Consider the following 24,299-nt stretch of genomic DNA (forward strand, 5'->3'; position numbering starts at 1 on the left):
ACCCGTGTGGCCCTTGAAGTGGGTACCGAAGGTAAGCTCGGTGGCCAGGCCAAGGTACAGGGAGTAGGAGGTACCTGGAAGGACCTCACCGACTCGGTAAATCAGATGGCCTCCAACCTGACCGCCCAGGTACGAAATATCGCCGAAGTAACAACGGCCGTGGCAAACGGTGACCTTTCCAAGAAGATCACCGTAAACGTGGCCGGCGAGATCCTCGAGCTGAAAAAAACCATCAACACGATGGTGGACCAGCTCAACTCCTTTGCATCGGAAGTAACGCGTGTGGCGCTTGAAGTAGGTACCGAGGGTAAACTCGGTGGCCAGGCGAAAGTGCAGGGCGTTGGTGGTACCTGGAAAGACTTGACGGATTCGGTGAACCAGATGGCATCGAACCTGACGGCCCAGGTGCGTAACATCGCCGAGGTAACGACGGCGGTAGCGAAAGGTGACCTGTCCCGTAAGATTACGGTGGACGTAAAAGGGGAGATCCTGGAGCTGAAGAATACGATCAACACGATGGTGGACCAGCTGAACTCGTTCGGTTCCGAAGTATTCCGCGTTGCGCGGGAAGTAGGTTCCGAAGGTAAGCTGGGCGGCCAGGCAGACGTACCGGGTGTGGAGGGCCTGTGGAAGGACCTTACCGACTCGGTAAATAAAATGGCCTCGAACCTGACGGCGCAGGTACGTAACATCGCGGAAGTAACAACCGCGGTGGCAAACGGTGACCTGTCGCGCAAGATCGAGGTGGACGTAAAAGGCGAGATCCTCGAGCTGAAGAACACCATTAATACGATGGTGGACCAGCTGAACTCCTTCTCGGCGGAAGTAAGCCGGGTGGCCCGTGAGGTGGGTTCCGAAGGTAAGCTCGGTGGCCAGGCAACGGTGAAAGGCGTTGGTGGTGTGTGGAAAGACCTTACCGACAACGTAAACCTCCTTGCCGGTAACCTGACCGTACAGCTCCGCGACGTATCCAAGGTGGCAACCGCCATCGCCAACGGTGACCTTACCCAGAAGATCACCGTGGACGTAAAAGGAGAGATCCTCCAGATCAAGGATGTAATTAACCGAATGGTGGACCAGCTGAACTCCTTCGCCTCCGAGGTGACCCGTGTGGCCCTTGAAGTGGGTACCGAAGGTAAGCTCGGTGGCCAGGCCAAGGTACAGGGAGTAGGAGGTACCTGGAAGGACCTCACCGACTCGGTAAATCAGATGGCCTCCAACCTGACCGCCCAGGTACGAAATATCGCCGAAGTAACAACGGCCGTGGCAAACGGTGACCTTTCCAAGAAGATCACCGTAAACGTGGCCGGCGAGATCCTCGAGCTGAAAAAAACCATCAACACGATGGTGGACCAGCTCAACTCCTTTGCATCGGAAGTAACGCGTGTGGCGCTTGAAGTAGGTACCGAGGGTAAACTCGGTGGCCAGGCGAAAGTGCAGGGCGTTGGTGGTACCTGGAAAGACTTGACGGATTCGGTGAACCAGATGGCATCGAACCTGACGGCCCAGGTGCGTAACATCGCCGAGGTAACGACGGCGGTAGCGAAAGGTGACCTGTCCCGTAAGATTACGGTGGACGTAAAAGGGGAGATCCTGGAGCTGAAGAATACGATCAACACGATGGTGGACCAGCTGAACTCGTTCGGTTCCGAAGTATTCCGCGTTGCGCGGGAAGTAGGTTCCGAAGGTAAGCTGGGCGGCCAGGCAGACGTACCGGGTGTGGAGGGCCTGTGGAAGGACCTTACCGACTCGGTAAATAAAATGGCCTCGAACCTGACGGCGCAGGTACGTAACATCGCGGAAGTAACAACCGCGGTGGCAAACGGTGACCTGTCGCGCAAGATCGAGGTGGACGTAAAAGGCGAGATCCTCGAGCTGAAGAACACCATTAATACGATGGTGGAACAGCTCCGCGCCTTCGCATCGGAAGTAACCCGTGTGGCCCGTGAGGTAGGTACGGAAGGTAAGCTCGGTGGCCAGGCGCACGTGCCCGGGGTCGCCGGTACCTGGAAGGACCTGACCGACTCCGTAAACCAGATGGCCTCCAACCTGACCGCCCAGGTGCGGAACATCGCCGAGGTGGCCATCGCGGTGGCAAACGGGGACATGTCCAAAAAGATTACGGTAGACGTGCGCGGCGAGATCCTCCAGCTGAAGGAAACGCTGAACACGATGGTGGACCAGCTCCGCGCCTTCGCCTCCGAGGTGACGCGTGTGGCTCGTGAGGTAGGTACCGACGGTAAGCTCGGTGGTCAGGCCTTCGTGCCCGGGGTCGCCGGTACGTGGAAGGACCTTACCGACTCCGTAAACCAGATGACGGGTAACCTGACCCTGCAGGTACGTAACATCGCCGAGGTAACGAAAGCGGTGGCCTCGGGTGACCTTTCCAAGAAAGTAACCATCGACGTAAAAGGTGAGATCCTTGACCTGAAGAACACCATCAACACGATGGTGGACCAGCTGAACTCCTTCGCCTTCGAGGTGACCCGTGTGGCGCGTGAAGTAGGTACGGAAGGTAAGCTGGGTGGACAGGCCGAGGTACAGGGCGTGGCCGGTACCTGGAAGGACCTGACCGACTCGGTGAACATGATGGCCTCCAACCTGACCAACCAGGTGCGCGGTATCGCCAAGGTGGTAACCGCGGTGGCCACCGGTAACCTGAAACAAAAACTCTCGATCGTATCGCGTGGTGAGGTGGCCCAGCTGACCGACACCATCAACGAGATGATTGATACGCTCGCCCTCTTCGCCGACCAGGTAACCACGGTTGCCCGTGAGGTGGGTGTTGAAGGACGACTTGGCGGCCAGGCCGTAGTGCCCGGCGCCTCCGGTATCTGGAAGAACCTGACCGAGAACGTAAACCAGCTCGCGGAAAACCTCACCATCCAGGTGCGCGCCATCTCCGAGGTGGCCCTCTCGGTAACGAAAGGTGACCTGACCCGACTTATCCGCGTGGAAGCGAAGGGTGAGCTCGAGGAACTGAAGGATACCATCAACCAGATGATCGCCAACCTGCGGGAAACCACGCTCCGTAACCAGGAGCAGGACTGGCTGAAATCCAACCTCGCCAAGTTCACGCAGATGCTGCAGGGTCAGAAAGACCTCGCCACGGTAACCCGCCGGATCCTTTCCGAGCTTGCCCAGGTAGTAAACGCCCAGCAGGGTATGTTCTACATCCTGGAGCAGGACGACGAGGAGCGCGCGAAGAAGCTGAAGCTGTTCTCGGCCTATGCCTATAATGAAGAAGTGGCAATACAGAAGGAATTCGCCCTCGGCCAGGGCCTCGTAGGCCAGTGCGCCGTGGAAAAAGAGCGGATCCTCCTGACCAACGTACCGAAATCGTACTTCAAGATCGGCACCGGCCTCGGCCAGGCCGTTCCGAAAAACGTAATCGTTCTTCCCGTACTGTTCGAAACCGAAGTAAAAGCCGTTATCGAGCTCGGTTCCTTTGAGCCCTTCTCCGTAACCCACCTCGACTTCCTTGGCCAGCTCACCGAGTCGATCGGTATCGTACTGAACACGATCGAGGCCAACTCCCGTACGGAGTCGCTGCTCGAGCAGTCGCAAAGCCTCGCCGACGAGCTGCGCCGTACCAACGAAGAGCTCCAGGACAAGGCACACCTGCTGGTAAAGCAGAAGGAAGAAGTGGAAGCGAAAAACAAGGAAGTGGAAGACGCCCGCAAGTCGCTCGAAGAAAAAGCCGAGCAGCTCCAGCTCACTTCCAAGTACAAGTCCGAGTTCCTTGCCAACATGTCGCACGAGCTGCGTACGCCGCTTAACTCGCTGCTCATCCTCGCCCAGCAGCTGTATGAGAACCACGAAGGCAACCTGTCGGAAAAGCAGGTGCGCTACGCGAAGACCATCCACAGCTGCGGTGATGACCTGATCCAGCTCATCAACGACATCCTTGACCTTTCGAAGATCGAATCGGGTTATATCTCCACAGACTTCGTCAACGTGCGCTTCAACGAGATCACTTCCTTCGTGGAAACGACCTTCAAGCACGTATCGGAGAACAAGAACCTCAAGTTCCTCATCGAAATGGACAAGCGTCTGCCCGACGTACTCGAAACGGACGTGCAGCGCCTCAACCAGATCCTCAAGAACCTGCTTTCGAACGCCTTCAAGTTTACCGAGAAAGGCGGCGTAACGCTGAAGATCTTCGAGCCGGCCCGCAAGTCCTGGCGCTCGCAGGTGCCCAGCCTCGACAATGCCCGCCGCGTGGTGGCCTTCGAGATCCGCGATACGGGTATCGGTATTTCGAAAGACAAGCAGAACATCATCTTCGAAGCCTTCCAGCAGGCCGAAGGTTCCACTTCGCGTAAGTATGGCGGTACCGGTCTCGGTCTCTCCATCTCCCGCGGCCTGGCCGACCTGCTCGGCGGCGTGATCGAACTCGAATCCGAACCCGGTATCGGCTCCACCTTCACGCTGTTCCTGCCGATCGACTACAACCCCGATCACGTGAAGAAGGAGAAGCCTTCCTCGCTGACGATCTCGGAATACGAAGTGTCGCATGACGACGAAGACGGAACGACGATCCAGTCCGTGCCGACGGTGAAGTTGCCGGAGACGCGTGACCTGGAAGTGTTCAACGAGATTATCAACGAAACAGGCGACGACCGCAACATGATCGCCACCGACGACAAGGTGGTGATGGTGGTGGAAGACGACCTCCGCTTTGCCAAGATCATGGTGGATAAAGCCCATGAGATGGGACTGAAAGCCGTGGTGGCCACTTCCTTCGGCGACGTGTTCGACCTGGCCAACAAGTTCAAGCCGATCGCCGTTACCCTCGACGTGAAGCTCCCCGACGCAAGCGGCTGGCGAATCCTCGACCTGTTCAAGAACGATATTAATTTCCGTCATATCCCCGTGCACCTCATTTCGGGCGAGGAAAACCGGCTGCTGGCCATGCAGCGCGGCGCCCGCTCCTTCAGCCTGAAGCCGCTGAAGAACGAGTCGCTGCATGTGCTCTTTGAAGACATCGTGCGCTATAAGGACTACCGTCCGAAGCACGTGCTGGTGGTGGAAGACAACGAGATCGACTACTCCGGTATCGTGAAGATGCTGCAGCATGAAGATCATGTAGCGATCCACCTGGCCGACTCCGGTCGCAGCGCCCTGGAAATGATCAAGGAGAATGAATACGATTGCATTATCGTGGATTATATGCTCCCCGATATCGGCGGCCTCGAATTTGTACAGGAAATCAACAACGTGAAGAAGCTTGCGCTGACACCGGTGATCGTGTACTCGGCCAAAGACTTCTCGCCCAAGGAGAAGACCCAGCTGAAGCAGTTCGCCAACCGCATCCTGCTCAAGGACGTACAGTCGCTGGAGCTGCTGCTGGAAGAAGTGGTGCTGCACCTGCACATCGATCATAAGGACCTGCTGCCCGAAAAGCGCCGGATCATCGAGAACCTGCGTAGCCGCGAGGATGTGCTGGCGAACAAGACCGTGCTTGTTGTGGACGACGACGTGCGAAACCTCTTCGCCCTGACCACGGCCTTCGAGCGCTACAATATCAACGTCATCACGGCGGAAAGCGGCCAGGAAGCGATCAACATCCTGGGCGACAACAACGCCATCGACATGGTACTCATGGATATCATGATGCCCGAGATGGATGGCTACGAAACGACACAAAAGATCCGCCGCGAGCACAAGAACAGCAACCTCCCGATCATCGCAGTAACGGCGAAGGCCATGAAGGGTGACCGTGAGAAGTGTATCGAGGCCGGCGCATCCGATTATATTACCAAGCCGGTGAAAATCGACCAGTTGCTGTCGCTGATGCGCGTGTGGCTGTACAAATGAGCCAAATGGAAGTATTGAAAGAAAACGTTCCGACGAAATCCGTCGTCAAGATCCTGGTGGTGGACGATCGGGAGGATAACCTCCTCTCGATCGAAACCATCCTGGAGCGTGATGGCTATCAGATCCGCAAGGCGCAGTCCGGACGACAGGCGCTGAAGATCCTGCTTACCGAGCAGGACTTCACCCTTATCCTCATGGACGTGCAGATGCCGGATATGAACGGCTTCGAGACGGCCTCGCTCATTTACGAGCGGGAAAAGCTCAAGAATATCCCGATTATCTTCATCACCGCCCACAACAAGGATGAGGAGTACATGTTCAAGGGGTATAAGATGGGGGCCGTGGACTTTATCTACAAGCCCATCAACCCCGAGCTGATGCGTTTCAAGGTGAGCGTTTTTGCCGATCTCTACCGCAAAACCCAGGAGCTGATGCGCCAGGAGCAAAGCCTGCTGGCGGCAAAGGCCAACCTGGAACGTGAGGTGGAGGAGCGCAAGATGAACGAGGAGAAGATCCGCCTGCTCAATTTCCAGCTCACCCAGAACAACGACGAGCTCAAAATCATCAACGAGGAGCTTGACCGCTTCGCATATGTGGCGTCGCACGACCTGCAGGAGCCTTTGCGGAAGATCATGGTTTTCTCGGATGTGGTATCCACCAAGCTCGCCGGCAAGGTGGAGCCGGATGTCCAGAATTCGCTTGACAAGATCGTGCGCGCGTCCGACCGGATGCAGAAGCTCATCAACGACCTGCTGAAGTTCTCCAGGCATGCGAGCAGCCACGAAGACTTTACCATGCTCAGCCTTAAGGATGTGGTGCAGGAAGTGATGGGCGACCTGGAATCGGATATCCAGCAGAAAGGAGCGGTTGTGGAGATCAGCGACATGCCCCTGCTCGAATGTATCCCCAGCCAGGTGCGCCAGCTCTTCCAGAATCTCCTGGGCAATGCGCTCAAGTTTTCGCGTAGCGATGTGGCGCCGCATATCCGCGTTTACAGCGAACCGGTATTTATGGAGGAAAGCAACAACGGGGCGATCCGACAGCATCGTATCTACGTGCAGGACAACGGCATCGGCTTCGATTCGAAATATGCCGAAGACATTTTCGTGGTCTTCAAGCGGCTCCATAGCTACCACGAGTTTGAGGGATCGGGCATCGGTCTTTCGATCTGCAAGAAGATCATCGAGCGCCATAAGGGGAATATCCGCGCCGTTGGCGAGCTCAATCAGGGAGCTACTTTCATCATCACGCTCCCCGAATCGCAGGATCACCGCAATTTCATATTGCCCGATCTGCGGCTGGAGCAGGTGACGCAGGCCAGTGGCACCCATGGATAACCGCTTTTTTGTGGAATTTTTAACCAGCAGCCCTCCCCGGAGGGCTGCTGGTATTTTTATTGTATCTGGTAAGCCTGAAAAACACCCTTAACCGTTCTGTAGCCCTGTGCGGATGCAGATGCACCACTCTTGCTAACCTGTGTACCTCCCAGGCTATGGTTCAAAACCAGATGCCATGACCAAATTTTACGCGCTTGCGCTGACGCTCCTGCTAACCGGCGTTGCGAAGGCTCAACAGTCTTTCGACCTTAATGACCTGCTCGATTTCACGGGCTACAGTATCTCCAAATTCGACGGACATATTGCCAAGAAGTCCTGGCTCCGCGATTACGAGTCGCCGCGGGAAACAAGGACCAATTACAACTATATCCAGGTTAAAAAGAAGCGGAAGAGCGAGGATACGGAGGTCATCCACCGGCTTTCCTTTATCGAGCGCCCCGGTGCACCGGTGATCGAGTACCAGACGAGCTCGCTGGAAGAGTTTGACAACCTCCGCCACGACCTGAAGAAGCAGGGATTCATCACCTACACTCCTTCAAACGACCTGTCAGTCCCCGTGCTCTACCAGCACGAAAACACCGTCGTGGGCACCAGCCTGGAGATCCAGGACTCCACCACGTTTTATACGGTACGTGTGGAAAAACAGGTTCTGCCGCGCCTGCGGGAGATCCAGTATGCCGAAGACCTGCTGGCGCTGAAGTCGCACGAATACCTGCTGGCTACCTTCGGACCCCAAAACGTATCGCGCGATGTCTTCCATTATACAGAATCGGATACGAATCACTGCTCGGTGCTCTTCCCCAATACGCCGCGGGAAGTGATCTTTATCTGGGAGGATGAAGCCAACTACCGCGACATATCCTTCCTCATCATTGGCGGCAACATGCTCACCAACGGAACGGCACGCAATGCCAACATGATCACCTCGAACGAATGGCAGTCGAAGCAGGGAGTGTATGCCGGCATGAAGCTCGAGGAGTTGCAGGCGCTCAACCAGGGAAAGGTCAGCTTCCACGGCTTTGGCAGCGAGAAGCCCGGCATGCTCACCAAGACCAGCGGCGGCAAGCTTGATTTCGACCATCTGGGTATCGTGCTGAGCTGTCTCAACTGCGCTAACAGCAACACCGCGGCCGAACGGCAGAGTGTGGTGGATTCGGAATCGGCGATGCAGGAAGATAGAAAGGTATATGTGTCGTCCATCATCATCATACCCGAGAAAGAGAAGAAGCAGGTGACGGCGTCGCGCTAGGGAGAACGGGAGAACAAGAGAACGGGACGAGGAAAAATAAAAATGGGGAGACCTGCAGGCAGGCTCCCCCTTTTTGTTCACACAGGGTCACTCGTCACATTCACTCTTCCTCTTTTTCACTGGTTCTCTCGTTTTCATCAGCCGCTCATTTTCTTATTCATATCCACCACCAGCGCCTGGTTGAACAGGTCGCCGAGCAGCGTGGGCTGCGGGGCGGTACGCTCGATGGGACCGAGCTGCTTGTATTCGGCCTCGCGTTTTTCTTTCAGCTTCATATAGGCTTCATGGCGCTCCTGGCGGTAGCGATCGAGCTGTATCAGCAGCAGGTTCATATTCACCAGTGTTTTGATGGGCCCATAGTAGCCCGCGCGGGCGCGCTGCAGAAAAAGGATGATGTCTTCGATGCCCAGGAAGTCTTCGTGGGCAGTGAGCATCAGCTCACAGGCGGCTACGCTCACCCGTGTTTCGGTGGGACGCTTGTACGCTGCCAGGTTCATCTGTCCCACGAATTCCTTCAGGATCATGAGCAGCAACTTGTGCATCGTTTTCTTGCCATAGCGCTCCATCAGGCCCGGGATGCGGTCTTCGAACGGAAGCGAGAGCACCTTGTCCCACAACACATCATGGCCCTGCTGGTATTGCTGCACAACCAGATTGGCGATGAGCGTATATTCCACCGTGCTGGTAAAAAGCCGCGAGGGCTGGCGCTTCGGCTTGTCCGCCTTCGCCCCGGCTTCGGCAGCGGGCGGCGGCGTATTCTTATAATTGATCTTGCGTATCATGTCTTGTTCTCCTTTGTTTACTGCGGCCGGACCCGGAAGGGATCAGCCTGCTTTTTTGTAATCGCGGCGCATCATGCGCAGGCGCTGGTACAGGCTACCCGCCAGCAGGTGCGCATTGGCATCGCTCAGGCTGAACGGGTACCACTGCTCGCCGGCGTCCATCACGTACAGAACGCCCTCGGGGCTCACACACACCGCCCATGCCGCGAACGGAAAGGAGTGGGGCGTGAGCTTCACCTGGACCGCGGTGTCGAAGTACAGGTACTCATGGCCGGCCAGGTCTTTCACGATGTCGATGCATTCCTGTAAGATTGTTGGTGTCATCTTGCTGCCAGGGTTATTCGATAGGTTGATTTAGAGCTTTTAAAAGCGCCTTCGATCACCTCACCGGTCTCATGGTCTACGCCGATGCGGCCGGGCGCGATGGCGCGGAGGCGTTCTTCGAGGGCTTTCTTATGATCGTTCAGGAGCTTTACCTGCGCGTCCAGCAGGCGCCAGTCGGCGTTGGTGCTGTAGTCGTAGGTCACGCCGGCCTCACAGGCTTCGATCTTCGCGCCCGAGGCCATCACGAGGCGCCCGTGGTGCTTCGCCAGCTCGTCGCGGAGAAACTGGATATAGCGCTCGTCCTTGCGGATCGTTTTCACAAATTCCTCCATGGCGGCCAGCGCCTCCGCGACCTGGAACACGTGCCCTTCTTCGAGCACGCGTTCCACGGACTGGTCGGCGAGGTCGCGTACCTGCCGCTTGGTGAGGCCTTCTCGTATGGCGGGTAAAGCCCAGTTGTTATGCGGCACTGAGTTTTCCATTGATGGTATTTCTACGGTTAGCGATCAGCTGCTGGAGCAGCGGGTTGCCGTCCACTTCAGCCTTGTTTTTGGAGTACAGCTCCACGAGTTCTTTCTGGCTGCCGCAGGCTTCCACCTTGCCGTACCAGTCGGAACCCGGCTTTACGGTGTTGAAGGCTTCTTCGCCCTGCTCGCACCACTGTGCGATCAGCTCGCCGGTCTTTTCATCCGGCATAAAGGAAGGCTTGCCCATGAACAGGCCCGTACGGTCTTTGGAGGCCGTCGCCATGTGGCGGGTGTCGAGTTCGAGGTTGATGGTCAGCTCATACTCGAAGCCTTCGCGGGTTACCTCACGGAGCCCGGCTTTTTCCACCTTCACCTTGCCGTTGTTATCCTTGATCATCTCGTAGTCCTGCTTGCGGCGTACCGTGGTGATGACGTGGCAGGGGCTGTGCAGGATGGCTTCCAGGAAGGCCTGGTGACGCGGGGTTACCTTCGCCCAGTCCTGGTATTTGCCGCCGAGGCTTTCCACGATCTCGAGACAGCCGCCTTTGCCTTCCCATTCCTGGGAGATGGAGTCGATGATGATCACTTCCATGCCGGCCTTCTCACAGGCACGGATGGCGTCGATATACCGCTCCGGTGAAAAGGGCGCGGTGAGGGGCAGCACGTTGAAGTCGCCCATATGCGCATAGAGGTCGGCCGAGCCGTTCTCGGTGTCGATGATGGCTACTTTGGAGAGGTCGCCCACGAGGCCCTTGGCTACCAGGATGGCGCTATAGGTTTTACCGCCGCCGGAAACGGCGGAGAGGCCGAGGCGGATCTTTGCTTGCTTTCTTGTTGCTTTTCTTAGTTGCATTTTATGTCGTGTTTATCGTACTCGGGAGGGAATGTGTCGATCTCTGATGTCCGATGTCCGATATAAATCGGAGATCGGACATCGTAAATTTTTTACGCTGCTTTGGCCTGTCTGTTTTCCAGGAGGTTGGCGAAGTAGCGGATGGCGGCTTCTTCGAGGTCTTCGATCTGGCCGGTTACTTCCAGCACGGGCCGGATGTCGGTGCCGTTCCACTTCACAAAGTCGATGTCGACGCTGTAGCGGTCGAACACATCGATGGGAGAGGCCTCGGGGTTGAAGTAGCCGGTACCCTCGATCACCAGGTCGCCCACGTGCTCGGTCACGATCTTGAGGTCGCGAACCACCTTATGCTTCAGGGGATAGTGAAAAACGAACTCTTTCTCAATGCGCTTCATCGTCTCTTGCTTTTGTGAATAAATGTTCTAAATTTGTGAAGCATAAAGTTACGAGTTTTCACATTATGCACAAGTTTTTCACATTTATCTTCACATTTGCTTAACGCGCGTTTTTATGACACCCAACATCAAGGAAATCAGGCAGTTATACAATCTTACCCAGGAAGAATTCGCCCAGGCACTTGGCATTACGCGGGAGCTGGTGAACAAGATGGAGAAAGGAAAGTGCGCTGTTTCCAAAGCCACCCGGATTCTGATCCAGAACTTCCAGGAGGCCCAAAAACGTGAAGAATATTCACAGGCAACTGTTAGCGATGTGCAAATTTTCGGCAGCGCCCGCCCGCGCGCCCAGCAGCCTTACTTCCTGGAGCGGCAGTCGCGCCAGGGCAGCCACCGCCCCACGGAGGTGCCCCTTGTAGGTATCAAGGCCCAGGCAGGCTACGTGCGCGGCTTCGAGCAGACCGACTACCTCGACGGGCTGGAGAAATATTCCCTGCCCCCGGGGGTGAATCCCACCGGCGCCGTGTGGAGCTATTTCGAGGTGGATGGCGACTCCATGGAGCCCGTATTCTTTGCCGGCGACCTGATCCTGGCTTCAATGCTCCCCCAGGAAGACTGGGACGATGTGAAGAATTTCGGCGTATACGTGCTTCTTACCTCCGAGCGCCTCATGGTGAAGCGCGTCTACCGCAAGAGTGCAACCGAATGGGTACTTATCTCGGATAACGAAGAAGCCTACCCGCAGGTGCCGCTGGCCGTGTCTGAACTGAAGCAGGTGTGGACCTTCCGCCGCCATATCCGGGCACGCCTGCCGCAAAAGGAATTCAAGATTACCGCGTGAACCGTGAGCCGTGAACCCGCAATGCGCAAAAAGACGAAAGGATGCCCAAGGCATCCTTTCGTCGTAATCAGGCGTCAGCCGCTCACGGCTCACGGCTCACGAACTCACTTACGCGAATCATTCCGGTGATGATTCTTAGGCCGGTTGTTGCGCACATCTTTCGCGTTGTGCGTCACGTCGTCGCCCTTCGTATCCTGCTCTTCCTTGGAGCGGCTGTCGATATCGTCGCGGATGTCGGGACGCGGGCGGTGACCGGCGAACTGCTTGCTTTGCATATTATTTTGCTGCCTTGATCCTTTCATAATATTCTGTTTAATAGATATATGTTCCGCAAAACCGTACCAAAAGCGGCAGGTCAGTTCCGGATCTACTCTTGTGGCGGCAAGCGGTCGAGGATGCGGTCAGCGGCGCGTTTGCCGGTATGGAGGGCCGCCTCTACGGTACCGATGAGCGGGCCGTCGTAAAGCCCTTCGCCGGCGAAATAAAGCGTACCGGCCACGGGAGCTTCCGCGGCTTCCTGCAAGCGGCTTCCCGAAACCACTTCAAACGAATAGCCACCCTGCGCGAAGGGGTCCTTCAGCCAGTTGTGGAAATAGTGTCCCCGCAGCAGCCCGCGAAGTGCGTCCTCCGCAATGCCGAAAAGGGTACTGAGTGAGCGCAGCGCCACGGATAATAATTCGGCTTCGTCCCGGCCCGCCATGGCTTCGGCCGGCGGTCCACCTTTCCAGCCCACCAGCACGTTGCCCTGTTCAGGGGCGCCTGTCCACCAGGTAGGTATGTTCTCCTCACTGAAAAGAAAGCCAAGCCCGGAAGCCGGGTTACGGCAAAGGGCCACGTCTTCCCAGAAACGCTCGCTAAAGGCCAGCACGATCTTGACCACGGAACCGTAACCCAGTTGCTGCACTGCGTTATGCTTTTCCCGCAATGCAGGATTAAAGGATACCGCCCCGGAACGCCACACCCCAACGGGAAGGGTGAACACCAGCCTGCTACCGGTGAAGGAGCCGTTATTGGTCAACACGGTCACTTTACCGGGTGCCCATTCAATCGTTGCGGCCCTTTCGTTCAAGCAGATTTGTACGCCGGCGTCGCGGCATTCGCGGGCGAGGTGTTCCAGCAAGGGGCCATAGCCGGTGAAGGGACGTTCATCGTCTTCATGGTCGGACGCCATTAGCTCCCTGCGGAAGGCCAGGGTACTTGCCCGGGCGAGATCGGCGGCATAGTAGCCCTCGGCATAGCGCCGCACCTGCGTTCGCGTTTTTTCCCATTCGGGGCCGTCGATGTAGCGTTCAAAGAATTGCTCCAGCGGGAGGTCCTCTGCCGCATCGGAAAGACGCTCCTGCAACTCCTCCTCGCGGTCGATAAAAGACCAGGCGGCTTCGAGACGGCCGTTGCGGTGCTGGTAGAACTTTCCGGCCGATGGCGCGCTGCCGTTGCCGGAGCGCCGCAGCAACTCTTTGGTAAGCTTTCCTTCGCCGTGGATGAATTCGGCCCCGAGCTCGCGCGCGCCGCCATCCTGCAGGGTCAGCACCCGGCCGCCCACGCGGTCGCGCGCTTCGATGATCGCTACCCGCCTGCCGGCAAGCGCCAGCTCGCGCGCCGCCATCAGGCCCGCCGCGCCGGCGCCGAGCACAAGGACATCATAATTTTCCATGGGGGAATGGGGCTGCATTTTTTGTTCCAAGGGAAATAGGGAGGGTTGATTACATGATCACAGAATACATGAATACATGAGTACATGAGGTGGGGTGGAGGTGGTCGTTCACACCCCCTCTTAAATCATGTATTCATGTACTCTGTAATCATTTGCTCTTCCCTCAAAAAAAAAAGACCCTTCAACAGAAGGGTCTTTGTTAAAACTATTAAGAAGCTTACGCGATGGTGATGCTTTCGTCGAGGTATACGTCCTGGATCGCCTGGAGCATTTTCACGCCGTCTTCGAAGGGGCGCTGGAAGGCTTTGCGGCCGAGGATAAGACCCATGCCACCCGCGCGCTTGTTGATAACGGCGGTGGTGATCGCTTCCACGAGGTCGCTTTCACCCTTGCTTTCGCCACCCGAGTTGATGAGACCCACGCGACCATTGTAGCAGTTGAGCACCTGGTAGCGGGTCAGGTCGATCGGGTGATCGGTGGTGAGCTTTTCGTAAACCAGCTTGTGCGTCTTGCCGTGCTTGGTAGCGAGGTAGCCGCCGTTGTTGGTGGGAAGCTTTTGCTTGATGATGTCGGCCTGCAGCGTCACACCGAGGTGGTTGGCCTGGCCGGTGAGGTCGGCGGAAGTGTGGTAATCCACGCCGTCAACCTTGAAGGCGTTGTTGCGGGTATAGCACCACAGGATGGTGGCCATGCCCAGCTCGTGTGCGTATTCGAAGGCTTCTGCAACCTCTTTCAGCTGGCGGGCGCTTTCGGCAGAACCCCAGTAGATGGTAGCACCAACGGCAACGGCACCCATGTTCCAGGCGCTCTTGATGCTGCCGAACATGGTCTGGTCGTAGCGGTTGGGATGGCTCAGGAACTCGTTGTGGTTGATCTTGACCACGAAGGGGATCTTGTGCGCGTATTTGCGGGCCATGATGCCCAGCACGCCGAAGGTGGAGGCCACGGCATTGCAGCCGCCCTCGATGGCGAGGCGGATGATATTTTCGGGGTCGAAGTAGATCGGGTTGGGCGCGAAGGCGGAGCCGGCGCTGTGCTCGATGCCCTGGTCTACCGGGAAGATGGAGCAAAAGCCCGTATCGGAAAGGCGGCCGGTGCCGAGGAGTTGCTGCAGGGAGCGCAGCACCTGCGGGGTGCGGTTGGAGTTCACCCAGATGTCGTCCACATGCGTGGGCGAGGGGAGGTGCAGGGTGGATTTATCGATGGTAGTGCAGGTGTGGTTGAGCAGGTATTCGGCCTGGTCGCCCAGCAGTTCAACGATTTTTGACGCCATAGTGGGGAGTTTGAAGTGCGGCAAATATAGGCGAGAAAGGTAAACGGGTTAATTGGTCGATTCGTTAATTGGGAATCAGGACTCCGCCGGTCATCGAAGCGCTCTAAATCATTTGATGAACGGCCGATCTGCTTGAAACCTAAGCCACCGCTTTCCGGATCCGCACCAATTGCTCCAGGAGGCTTTCCAGGCGCTCCAGCTGCAGCATGTTAGCGCCATCCGAAAGCGCCTTCCCGGGGTTGGGATGCGTTTCGATAAAAAGCCCGTCGGCGCCCGCGGCGATGGCGGCCTTGGCGATGGTTCCGATCAGTTGCGGGTTGCCGCCCGTAACGCCGCCGGTCTGGTTGGGCTGCTGCAGGGCATGGGTGCAGTCCATCACCACCGGTGCGCCGGCTTCCTGCATCCAGGGAATATTGCGGTAATCCACTACCAGGTCCTGGTAGCCAAAGGTGGTGCCGCGCTCGGTCAGGATCACCTGCTCATTTCCGGTGCTGCGGATCTTGTCGGCGGCGAATTTCATCGAAGGACCGTTCAGAAACTGTCCCTTCTTTACGTTCACGATGCGGCCCGTGCGGCCAGCGGCAAGCAGGAGCTCCGTCTGCCGGCACAGGAAAGCCGGGATCTGGAGCACGTCCACGAATTTGGCGGCTTCCTCGGCCTCGCGCTCCGAGTGAATATCGGTGGTGGTGGGCAGCCCGAAGCGCATGCCGGCCTTTTGGAGGATCTCCAGCCCGAACATGTCGCCGTGACCGGTGAACGAAGCAGCGCTCGTGCGGTTGGCTTTGCGGTAAGAAGCTTTCAGGATAAGGGGAATGCCAAGGCGCCTGCACACCGCCTTCAGGTGGGCGCTGATCTCGAACACGTTTTCTTCCGTCTCCACCACGCAGGGGCCGGCAATGAGGAAAAACGTCCTGGGATCGTATTGCTGGCCTGTGAAGAGGCGCTCTAAGTAGGAAGGGATCATGCGGCAAAGGTAATGGGGTGACGAGTTAATGGGGAATGCGGTAGTACGGTAATGCGGTAACGGGGTAATAGGAGAATCGAAATTCGGACCACGGGTGCAATTCCCAAGTTTCTGTGCATCCGCGACGCTCACGAGCCCGCCCCGGTGTGATTAGCTTTTGATAGCGGACGCTCTAAGGAAAAGTCCTGATCATCGTAAAAATTAGTTGGACGTGACCGTTAGCGATGTGTACCTTTTACATGATAATCATTGTGTACTCTGTACATTTTTGTAGGAGCTACGCAATGGTACCCATTTAACCGAAAACCGCTTGCTACATGACAAATTTCCTCCGGGCGAGGCTCCTCGCCCTGTGCCTTTCCGGCATCCTGCTTTCTGTTTCCGCCCATGCGCAAAATCCCTGGAACGGGAAGGTCGTCTTCCAGGGTTACTGGTGGGATTACTGGAACAACAATTACCCCAACGGCTGGTCGAACTACCTTACCGACCTGGCGCCCCGCCTGCGCGACCTCGGGATCGATGCCGTCTGGATCCCGCCTTCCGTCAAGAATGCCAGCACCTCGTCGAACGGCTACTCGCCCTTCGATCATTACGACCTGGGTGACAAGTACCAGAAGGGCTCGCTGAAGACGCGGCTCGGGTCGAAAGACGAGTTGCTGCGCCTTGTGGGCGTGATGCACGCCAATGGCATCGACGTCATCCAGGACGTGGTGTTCAACCACATGGACAATGCCGGCTCGGCCAACGGCTCGGGCGGCTCCGACCCGGCGGCTAATAACGGTGACGGCAATACGTACAAGAACTTCCGCTATGTTAGCTACACCAGGCCCGCCACCGACGAAACGGCTACCAACTACCTGGCCCGCAACGGCCGCTGGCCGAAGAACTGGCCCAACTTCCACGCCACCACAAGTCACAATTGCCTTTCGGGCGATATCTGCTCGCCGTTCTTCGGCCCCGACATCTGCTATGTCGCCGGCGCCTATGGACAAAGCTCCAACGCCACGTTCAACCCCACGCAGGGTTCCGACTGGATGCGCAGCGGCGCCCGCAACTGGTTTGTGTGGATGAAAAAACAAACGGGCGTGGATGGCTTCCGGCTGGATGCGGTGAAGCACTTCGAAACCTGGGCCACGCAGGACTTTCTCTACAACGTGAAGTACAATGCGGGCTGGGCCAACGGCGGCGCCAATATGTTTGCCGTGGGCGAATATGTGGGCAGCGCCTCCGAGCAGGATGCCTGGATAAGCGGCGTGAAAACATCCAACGGCGGCAGTGAAGACCTCGTGGGCACCTTCGACTTCAGCCTGCGGCAGGCGGTGAAAAATATGGTAAGCGCCGGCGGCTCCTATGACCTGGGATCCCTGCCCGCGGCACAGCAGTCGAACCGCTACCGCACCGTACCCTTTGTCAACAACCACGACACCTTCCGGCCCACGAAAGACGCCAACGGTAATTATACGGGATGGGATGGCGCCAACGAGCTCGGCGGCGGTCATATCGATCCCTTCGATCCGCGCCTGGCCGTGGCTTACGCCGTGACCTTCGCGGTGGACGGCTCGCCGCAGGTTTTTTTCGAAGACCTGTTCAACCTAGGCAACACCGCGAAGCGCTACACCCACCTGCCCTCATCGGCAACTGATCTGCCGGAGCGCAGCGATATCGCCAATATCATCTGGTGCCACCAGAAGCTCAATTTCAAGAAAGGCGCTTACAAGGTGCGCTGGCAGGCAGCCGACCTGCTGCTTATAGAGCGCGGCTACAATGCCGGCCCGGAGGCTTCCTACGCCATCATCGGCGTCAACGACAACTGGAACACCTGGCAGAGTGCCAATATCCAGACCGATTTCGGACCGAACCGCCAGCTGCACGATTACAGCGGCGCCAACGCCAACGATATCTGGACCGACGCCAGCGGCCGCGTCACCATCTGGGTGCCGCCCTGCGACGGCTCCAATACACGCCGCGGCTATTGCATCTGGGGTCCGGCAGGCATTACCGGCGGCTTTGCGCCGGCGCAGCGTTCCACTACCCAGGAGTGGGAGATGGACAATGACCTTGGCGATAGCCATGCTTCCTCGCTCGGGCAGGGCGGCGCGCTGCCGGCTTCTTCCACCGCGCTGCGCTATGCCGGCAAGGTCTTCGACGAGGCCGGGAAATCCATCACCGTGAACGTGTTTCCGAACAACAGCACCTACAGCCTTACCGTTGGTATTTATAACAACAGCGACGCGCTGCTGACGTCCACCAGCGGCACCGGAACGCTTACACTGAGCTATACGCCGACCGCTACCGGTTTCTATAAGATCAAGGTGCGCAACACCAGCACCACCAACCCCGCGCAGAAGTTCTGGGTTAAGGCTGCCTACACAGCGCCCCGCACCATCAGTACCGCCTCCTACCCGGCTCGGATGAACACGTCAGAAGTGCCCGCTGAAATAAAGAAGGCGAACGGTGCGTCCGGACTCACCGTCAGCAATGCGCCGGGGGCCGACAGGGCCCGGGTGCGCTTCCGCGTGCCGGCGGGTCGCTACGTGGTTGCCCTGTACACGGTGGATGGCCGCCTGCTCCGCCAGCTGCCCGAACGCGCTTACACCGCCGGCTGGCAGTCCGCGGACCTTCCTACCGAAGGCCTTAGCAGCGGCACCTACCTCGTCAGCCTCACCGGCGACGGCGAACGGCAGATCATCAAGCTCGCATTAACCAAGTAAACAAAACCCGGCGAAAGCCGGGTTTTGTTCATCTCAGATCTCAGATCTCAGATCTCGGATCTCAGATCTGCTGAAATGCTCCCCTGGGTAAAAAGCAAAATTCTATTCGCCACCATCTTTACCGCATCACCCCATCACCGCATTACCGCATTACCACATTACCGCATTACCGCATTACCCCATTATCTTCGCGGCTGCCATATGAAACAAGAAAAAATCCTCGTGATCGGGGCCTCGGGCCAGATCGGTGTTGAACTCACACTCGCCCTCCGCCAGCGCTACGGCGCGCAAAACGTGATTGCTTCCGACCTGCGCGAGCAGAACCCGCTGCTCGAAGGCACCGGCCCCTACGTGGCCCTCGACGTGATGAACAAGGAGATGCTGCACGTGCAGGTGATCCGGCAGAACGTGACGCAGATCTACCTGCTGGCCGCGATCCTGTCGGCGACGGGGGAGAAGAATCCCGGCCTGGCCTGGCACCTCAACATGCAGGGCCTGCTCAACGTGCTCGACATCGCCCGCGAGGAGAAGCTCACCAAGGTCTACTGGCCGTCTTCCATCGCCGTATTCGGTCCCACATCGCCCAGGAAGAATTGCCCGCAGCAAACCATCATCGAGCCCACTACGGTGTACGGCATTTCGAAGTACGCCGGTGAGTTCTGGTGTAACTACTACCACATGAAATACGGCGTGGATGTGCGCTCGCTGCGCTACCCGGGCCTCATCTCGTATAAGTCGGCGCCCGGGGGCGGCACCACCGACTATGCCGTGGAGATCTACCACGAAGCCCTGAGCGACGCCCGGTATGAATGCTTCCTGCAGGAAGATACCTACCTGCCCATGATGTATATGCCCGATGCCATCCGGGCCACCATCGAGCTGATGGAAGCACCGGTGGAGCAGATCAAAACACGCACCTCGTACAACCTTTCCGGCATGAGCTTCTCACCGAAAGAGATCGCCGCCGAGATCAAAAAGCATATCCCGGAATTCCGCATCACCTACGAGCCCGACTACCGGCAGGCCATCGCCGACTCCTGGCCGCAAAGCATCGATGACTCGGTGGCCCGTCGCGACTGGGGCTGGAAGGAAGAATACGACCTGGCGCGGATGACCACCGACATGCTTGCCAACCTGAAGAAGTAAGCGATCTGGGCCGGCTGTCGTATTTTTAGTTTATGGCCAACTTTCTCAGCCGTCCGTCTTTTGTGCTTTCCGATGATACCCGCCTGCACCGGGGTGCCGGATACGCCTTCGGCGCCGTTGGCATCCTCATGGCCTTCTGGAAGTTTGAGGTCTGGATTCTCTGGGGCGGACTGATGGCGGCCGGCGCCACGGCCCTGTGGCGCGCAAAGCGGGCCCGCGTGCTGGTGGAGATCGGGCCCAACGGCATCTGGGCCGGCAAGGAATACATTACCGATTGGGCGGGCTTTGTGCGCGCACGTATTACAACGGAGACGGTGCGCCAGCGCAAAGGGAACACCATGGTCTACCTGATACTGGAGGTCGACCATTTTCACGAAGGCGGAGGTGTTTTCCGGCGGCGCCTCAACATCAGCGATGCCCCGCGCTTCAACGAGCCGCAGCTGATGGAAGCGATCGCTCATTTCCAGGGTTCCGCTGTCATTAAGGTGGTTCCTGGTCGCGGCCGCGAAATCTGGCTCGACGACGGCGATACGCATTACGATGTGTAAGTTCCTTTTTCAGAAAGAAAACATTCAGCGATATTTAGCAGATGCCGAGCACGACAACAAACGAATTTTCTTCCGGGGCCCTGGTGGTTCGCGAGTCGAAGCGATTTAACTACGTCATCGGCGCGGCGATAATTGTTTTCGGGGTGGTGATGGCCCTGATCGGGGCGGCTGGTCCCATCGTTGCGGGCATCATCCTGCTGGCCGGCATCGGCACTATCATCAAAGGGTGGCGCAGCCCGGTGATCCTGGCCATCGGGCCGGGCGGCATTCAGCATGGTGGTAATCTGGTTACGGGCTGGGACCGCTTTGTTCGCGCGCAGGTGCGGACCGAAGAATTCCGGTCCACGCGCGGAATCGACCAGGTACGCCAGGTGCTGCTGGTGCAGCATTACGACGAACAGGGAAATCTTTACCAACGCAAGATCGAGCTGCCGGAGATGCGCGACCACGACGATTCCGCGATCATTGCCGCCATCCGGGCCTTTAGCGGATAACCCCGTGCTCATACGCATACTTGATCAGCCCCAGCACACTGCTGGTGCCGGTCTTGCGCAGGATATTCTTGCGGTGCGTTTCTACAGTGCGTTCAGAAATGAACAGGGTTTCTGCGATCAGCTTGTTGCCATATTCTTTTTCAATGAGCCGGATTATTTCCACCTCGCGGTCGGTCAGGTGCGCCTGCCTGTTTTCGCGGTGGCGTCCGGATGCGCGCTCCAGTTCCGTCAGCACCTCCTCCGAAAACCAGATCCCGCCACGGGCGATCTTTTCGAGTGCGCGCACCAGTTCTTCCTTGCTGGTGTTTTTCAGCATGTAACCAGAGATGCCCGCTTCTTCGATCATTTCTTGCACCAGTGCGCCATCACCGTTCATCGATAAGGCGAGAATCCTGATCGCGGGAAAGTGTCGCCGCACTTCGCGGGCCAGCACATTGCCCGGGATGCGGGGCATCATAACGTCGGTAAGCAGGATGTCGACCGGCTCGGATTGCAGGCGCTGCAGCACCTCTGCCGGGTTGTTGGTGGCGAAGGCAAAATGAAACTGCGGCTCATCCCCCAACAGCGACAGGAGGCCGTCGATCACGATCTGGTGGTCGTCGACAATAGCAAGAGAAATCTTTCTCATAAGCAATGCAAAAAAATGAAACACTAAATCCTTTCCTGTAGCGGAACCGTAAAGGCCACCAGCGTGCCGCGCCCGGGACGCGAATCGAAATCCACGCTTCCTTTCAGGTAGCCGATGCGGGTGCGGATATTGCGCAGTCCGAGCCCCTGGGCCGCCTCCTGCGGGTCGAAGCCGCTGCCGTTGTCTTCAATAGTTGCCGTCAGCTCGTTGCCCTCGCGGATGAGGGATATGTCGAGGCGGCTGGCACCGGAATGCCGGATCACGTTGTTGACACATTCCTGCACCACGCGGTAGAGCACTGTTTGTACGTTGTCTTCGAGCCGGTCGTCGAGCCCCTCGGTGTACAAATGCACCTGCAGGGCTTTTATGTCGATCTTGTCAATGAACGCGCGCAGCGCCGCGGCAAGGCTGCTCCTGAGCAGGGCATTCGGCATCATGTTATGACTTACGGCCCGCACTTCGCGACAGCTTTCGTCAACAAGCGTGATGACGTTGTCGAAGGTTTTCCGGTTGTCGGCATCACCGAGCGGCAGGCGGCTGCCGAGGGACGAGAGGTTCATCCGCGCGGCGCTCATCATCTGGCCTACGCCGTCGTGCAGCTCTTTTGCGATCCGCTGCCGCTCCGATTCTTCGGCCTCGATGATGGCGCGGGTGGCGGCTTCCTGTTGCTGGATCAGCAGTTGCTGCAGTGCGTGGCGGTGCACAAGCCGGCGCCGCCGGTAACCCGAATACGCCAGCGCCGTGCCGAGCACAAGAAGCGCCGCCGACGCGATCAGCAGGAGGTTTTTCCGGTCAAGGGCAAACTGCTGCTCCCGGATCGTTTGTTCTTTCTTCAGTGTTTCGAAGCGCGTGTTGAGCTCTTCGATGCTACGGGCTTTTTCCAGCGAGAAAAGGCTGTCCTGTAGTGCCGATTTCTGGCGATACAGCGCCAGCGCCGCGGCATTGTTGCCGCCGGCTTCGGCAATGCGCGCCAGGAGGTCGAGGTTATTGCGCTGGAGCTCGCGGTAACCCATCGCAGCTGCCAGGCGATTAGACGTATCCGTATAACTACGGGCGCTGCCCAGGTCCTGCGCCGAAAGGTACAGGGAGCCGAGGTCGGAATAGGTGAGGGCGAGGGCGAAGCTGTCTTTCAGCTCCTGGCGCACGCGCAGGGCGCGAAGCAGGAATTGTTCGGCTGCAGCGAATTTTTTCTGCAGGATAAATACGCCTGCGAGATTACTGAGTGCGTAGGAGATGCCGAGCGGGTCGCGCCGTTCCTCGTCGATGCGGAGCGAGGCACTGTAGCGCGCTGCGGCTGCGTCGTAATTGCCCGCATATTCGAATACTACGCCCGACTCGTTTAGGATCATCGAAACGCCGGCCGAATCGCCGGCCTCGCGGAATATCCCGAGGGCCCGCTCGTAGTGCTGCAGTGCCCGCGGCAGGTCGCGGGTTTTGCGGTAAAGCTTTGCAAGCGCATTCAGCGAGTGGCCCAGGTACACGGGCTGGCCCGAATTCTCCAGCAGCTGCACCGACCGGTACAGGTGGCCGGCGGCCACATCGTATTGTCCCTTGAAATAGCTCGCTTCGCCAAGTACCCGCTCTATGCGGCCGGCGGCTGCCGTGTTGCCGAGGCTGCGGGCAAGACGTAGCGCCGGGGCACCGCCTGCCATGGCCGCGTTGAAGTCGCGCGCAGCCAGCGGCTCCAGGTAAGTGATGTATTGTTCCAGCCGTTGTGCCGGGTCGCTGATTGCCGATACCCGGCGGGTAAAGCTGTCGGGGAACTGGGCCCGGCTATGAGTACAGAGAAATACCAGGGCGACCGGTAGGATCGTTCTCAGGTGCATAGACGATGGATTGCCGTCAGGAAATGATCGGGATTCGGAAGACTGCAATCATAGGTTAGACAGGGGAGACGGGCTCAGCCGCCGGACATTACGCGCGTCGGGTCGTTCAATGCTGCGGCCGGTGGCGAGGCAAAGAGATTGGCGGGTAAAAGCAGTAGTTCCATATCAATGCCGTTTAGGATTTTAAGGTACGGATTTTTAAACTCATCAGTACCTAAAACCGGCTGAAGGGCTTTGCAGGTAAAGTATTTAGAAACCGAGAACGTCTTTCATCGTAAAGACGCCTTTGCGGTTGTGCACGAATTCGGCAGCGGTGAGCGCGCCGGCGGCAAAACCCTCGCGGCTGTGGGCGGTATGAATGATCTCGATGTCGTCGATGGGGGAGAAATAGCGCACGTGGTGGGTGCCGGGTGCCGGGTCGGTGCGCTCGCTGCGGATAACGAGGTCCTGCGCGCCGGCAGCCGTTTCCTTTACCCATTGCTGCTTGCGGCCGAGCGCTTCCAGCACCTGCTCGGCAAGCGTAACGGCGGTGCCGCTCGGCGCGTCTTTTTTCGCCGTATGGTGGATCTCTTTGAGCTCCACATCATACTGGGGCTGGGCGGCCATCAGGCGGGCGAGGTGCTTGTTTACTTCGAAGAAAAGGTTCACGCCGATGCTGAAGTTGGAGGCATGCAGAAAGGTGCCTCCCCTTTCCGTACAAATACGGCGGGCTTCTTCAAGCCGCTCGTTCCAGCCGGTGGAGCCGCTCACTACCGGCACGCCCCATTCGAGGCAGTGGCGTACGTTGTCAAAAGCACTTTCCGGACCGGTAAACTCAATGGCGACGTCGGCACGACGCAGGTTGGCTTCGTTGAATTCCTCGCGGTTGTCGCTATGAATGCGGTACAGCACCTCGTGCCCGCGCTCCTGCGCGATCCGGTCGATCAGCTGGCCCATTTTACCGTACCCAATCAGTGCGATTTTCATGAAACGAAGGTAAGGGCGCGT

20 protein-coding genes are annotated in these 24,299 nt (G+C 57.9%); 8 read left to right on the forward strand and 12 right to left on the reverse strand.

Going from position 1 to position 24,299, the window contains the following annotated elements; all coding sequences use genetic code 11:
• From EPD60_RS15615 to EPD60_RS15625, 3 genes are all read left to right on the forward strand, one after another.
• On the forward strand, window positions 1–5,820 hold a 5,820-nt coding region (locus tag EPD60_RS15615; protein ID WP_131450461.1), incomplete at its 5' end, for a HAMP domain-containing protein.
• Between the two features lie 5 nt (window positions 5,821–5,825).
• Complete coding sequence (locus EPD60_RS15620; RefSeq protein WP_243647854.1) at window positions 5,826–7,157, forward strand: sensor histidine kinase; 1,332 nt, start codon at window positions 5,826–5,828, stop codon at window positions 7,155–7,157.
• A gap of 175 nt (window positions 7,158–7,332) precedes the next feature.
• Window positions 7,333–8,406 carry a hypothetical protein gene (locus EPD60_RS15625; protein ID WP_131450463.1) on the forward strand — a complete coding sequence of 358 codons (1,074 nt, stop codon included), beginning with the start codon at window positions 7,333–7,335 and terminating at the stop codon, window positions 8,404–8,406.
• A gap of 137 nt (window positions 8,407–8,543) precedes the next feature.
• Here EPD60_RS15625 and EPD60_RS15630 read toward each other — a convergent pair whose 3' ends face one another.
• From EPD60_RS15630 to EPD60_RS15650, 5 genes are all read right to left on the reverse strand, one after another.
• Window positions 8,544–9,188 carry a hypothetical protein gene (locus EPD60_RS15630; RefSeq protein ID WP_131450464.1) on the reverse strand — a complete coding sequence of 215 codons (645 nt, stop codon included), beginning with the start codon at window positions 9,186–9,188 and terminating at the stop codon, window positions 8,544–8,546.
• A 42-nt stretch (window positions 9,189–9,230) separates the two neighbouring features.
• Window positions 9,231–9,512: a hypothetical protein gene (locus EPD60_RS15635; RefSeq protein ID WP_131450465.1), complete on the reverse strand. Its 282-nt coding sequence runs from the start codon at window positions 9,510–9,512 to the stop codon at window positions 9,231–9,233.
• Window positions 9,509–9,994, reverse strand: coding sequence for a hypothetical protein (locus EPD60_RS15640; protein ID WP_131450466.1), 486 nt, complete (start codon window positions 9,992–9,994; stop codon window positions 9,509–9,511). Before EPD60_RS15640 ends, EPD60_RS15635 begins: the two co-directional genes overlap by 4 nt.
• Window positions 9,972–10,832: an AAA family ATPase gene (locus EPD60_RS15645; protein ID WP_131450467.1), complete on the reverse strand. Its 861-nt coding sequence runs from the start codon at window positions 10,830–10,832 to the stop codon at window positions 9,972–9,974. Before EPD60_RS15645 ends, EPD60_RS15640 begins: the two co-directional genes overlap by 23 nt.
• Before the next feature lie 92 nt (window positions 10,833–10,924).
• A complete protein-coding gene (locus EPD60_RS15650; protein ID WP_131450468.1) occupies window positions 10,925–11,227 on the reverse strand; it encodes a hypothetical protein in 303 nt (100 codons plus the stop codon).
• Between the two features lie 115 nt (window positions 11,228–11,342).
• Here EPD60_RS15650 and EPD60_RS15655 point away from each other — a divergent pair, with 115 nt between their 5' ends.
• Window positions 11,343–12,068, forward strand: coding sequence for a S24 family peptidase (locus tag EPD60_RS15655; protein ID WP_131450663.1), 726 nt, complete (start codon window positions 11,343–11,345; stop codon window positions 12,066–12,068).
• A gap of 104 nt (window positions 12,069–12,172) precedes the next feature.
• Here EPD60_RS15655 and EPD60_RS15660 read toward each other — a convergent pair whose 3' ends face one another.
• The 4 genes from EPD60_RS15660 to kdsA form a co-directional block, all read right to left on the reverse strand.
• Entirely contained in the window at window positions 12,173–12,370 is a 198-nt protein-coding gene (locus tag EPD60_RS15660; RefSeq protein ID WP_131450469.1) for a hypothetical protein, read from the reverse strand.
• Between the two features lie 65 nt (window positions 12,371–12,435).
• The gene (locus tag EPD60_RS15665) at window positions 12,436–13,722 is read right to left on the reverse strand and encodes a flavin monoamine oxidase family protein (protein ID WP_165871576.1); all 1,287 of its coding nucleotides are present in this window, start codon (window positions 13,720–13,722) and stop codon (window positions 12,436–12,438) included.
• Between the two features lie 217 nt (window positions 13,723–13,939).
• Window positions 13,940–14,995 carry a class I fructose-bisphosphate aldolase gene (locus tag EPD60_RS15670; protein WP_131450471.1) on the reverse strand — a complete coding sequence of 352 codons (1,056 nt, stop codon included), beginning with the start codon at window positions 14,993–14,995 and terminating at the stop codon, window positions 13,940–13,942.
• A gap of 139 nt (window positions 14,996–15,134) precedes the next feature.
• Window positions 15,135–15,959, reverse strand: coding sequence for a 3-deoxy-8-phosphooctulonate synthase (gene kdsA / locus EPD60_RS15675; protein WP_131450472.1), 825 nt, complete (start codon window positions 15,957–15,959; stop codon window positions 15,135–15,137).
• Between the two features lie 317 nt (window positions 15,960–16,276).
• Here kdsA and EPD60_RS15680 point away from each other — a divergent pair, with 317 nt between their 5' ends.
• The 4 genes from EPD60_RS15680 to EPD60_RS15695 all read left to right on the forward strand — a co-directional run bounded on the left by EPD60_RS15680 (window position 16,277) and on the right by EPD60_RS15695 (window position 20,858).
• Window positions 16,277–18,670, forward strand: coding sequence for an alpha-amylase domain-containing protein (locus tag EPD60_RS15680; protein WP_131450473.1), 2,394 nt, complete (start codon window positions 16,277–16,279; stop codon window positions 18,668–18,670).
• Between the two features lie 201 nt (window positions 18,671–18,871).
• Window positions 18,872–19,816 (forward strand): L-threonine 3-dehydrogenase, encoded by a 945-nt coding sequence (locus tag EPD60_RS15685; RefSeq protein ID WP_131450664.1) that lies wholly within the window; start codon window positions 18,872–18,874, stop codon window positions 19,814–19,816.
• A gap of 32 nt (window positions 19,817–19,848) precedes the next feature.
• The gene (locus EPD60_RS15690; protein WP_131450474.1) at window positions 19,849–20,364 is read left to right on the forward strand and encodes a hypothetical protein; all 516 of its coding nucleotides are present in this window, start codon (window positions 19,849–19,851) and stop codon (window positions 20,362–20,364) included.
• Between the two features lie 41 nt (window positions 20,365–20,405).
• Window positions 20,406–20,858 carry a hypothetical protein gene (locus tag EPD60_RS15695; RefSeq protein ID WP_131450475.1) on the forward strand — a complete coding sequence of 151 codons (453 nt, stop codon included), beginning with the start codon at window positions 20,406–20,408 and terminating at the stop codon, window positions 20,856–20,858.
• Here EPD60_RS15695 and EPD60_RS15700 read toward each other — a convergent pair.
• From EPD60_RS15700 to dapB, 3 genes are all read right to left on the reverse strand, one after another.
• Window positions 20,848–21,486: a response regulator gene (locus EPD60_RS15700; RefSeq protein WP_131450476.1), complete on the reverse strand. Its 639-nt coding sequence runs from the start codon at window positions 21,484–21,486 to the stop codon at window positions 20,848–20,850. The genes EPD60_RS15695 and EPD60_RS15700 overlap by 11 nt on opposite strands.
• A gap of 23 nt (window positions 21,487–21,509) precedes the next feature.
• A complete protein-coding gene (locus tag EPD60_RS15705; protein WP_131450477.1) occupies window positions 21,510–23,312 on the reverse strand; it encodes a tetratricopeptide repeat-containing sensor histidine kinase in 1,803 nt (600 codons plus the stop codon).
• 249 nt (window positions 23,313–23,561) lie between these two features.
• On the reverse strand, window positions 23,562–24,278 hold the full coding sequence (dapB, locus tag EPD60_RS15710) for a 4-hydroxy-tetrahydrodipicolinate reductase (protein ID WP_131450478.1): 717 nt from the start codon (window positions 24,276–24,278) through the stop codon (window positions 23,562–23,564).
• Window positions 24,279–24,299: the final 21 nt, after the last annotated feature.

The sequence above is a fragment of the Flaviaestuariibacter flavus genome (genome assembly GCF_004337505.1).
Taxonomy (GTDB): Bacteria; Bacteroidota; Bacteroidia; order Chitinophagales; family Chitinophagaceae; genus Flavisolibacter; species Flavisolibacter flavus.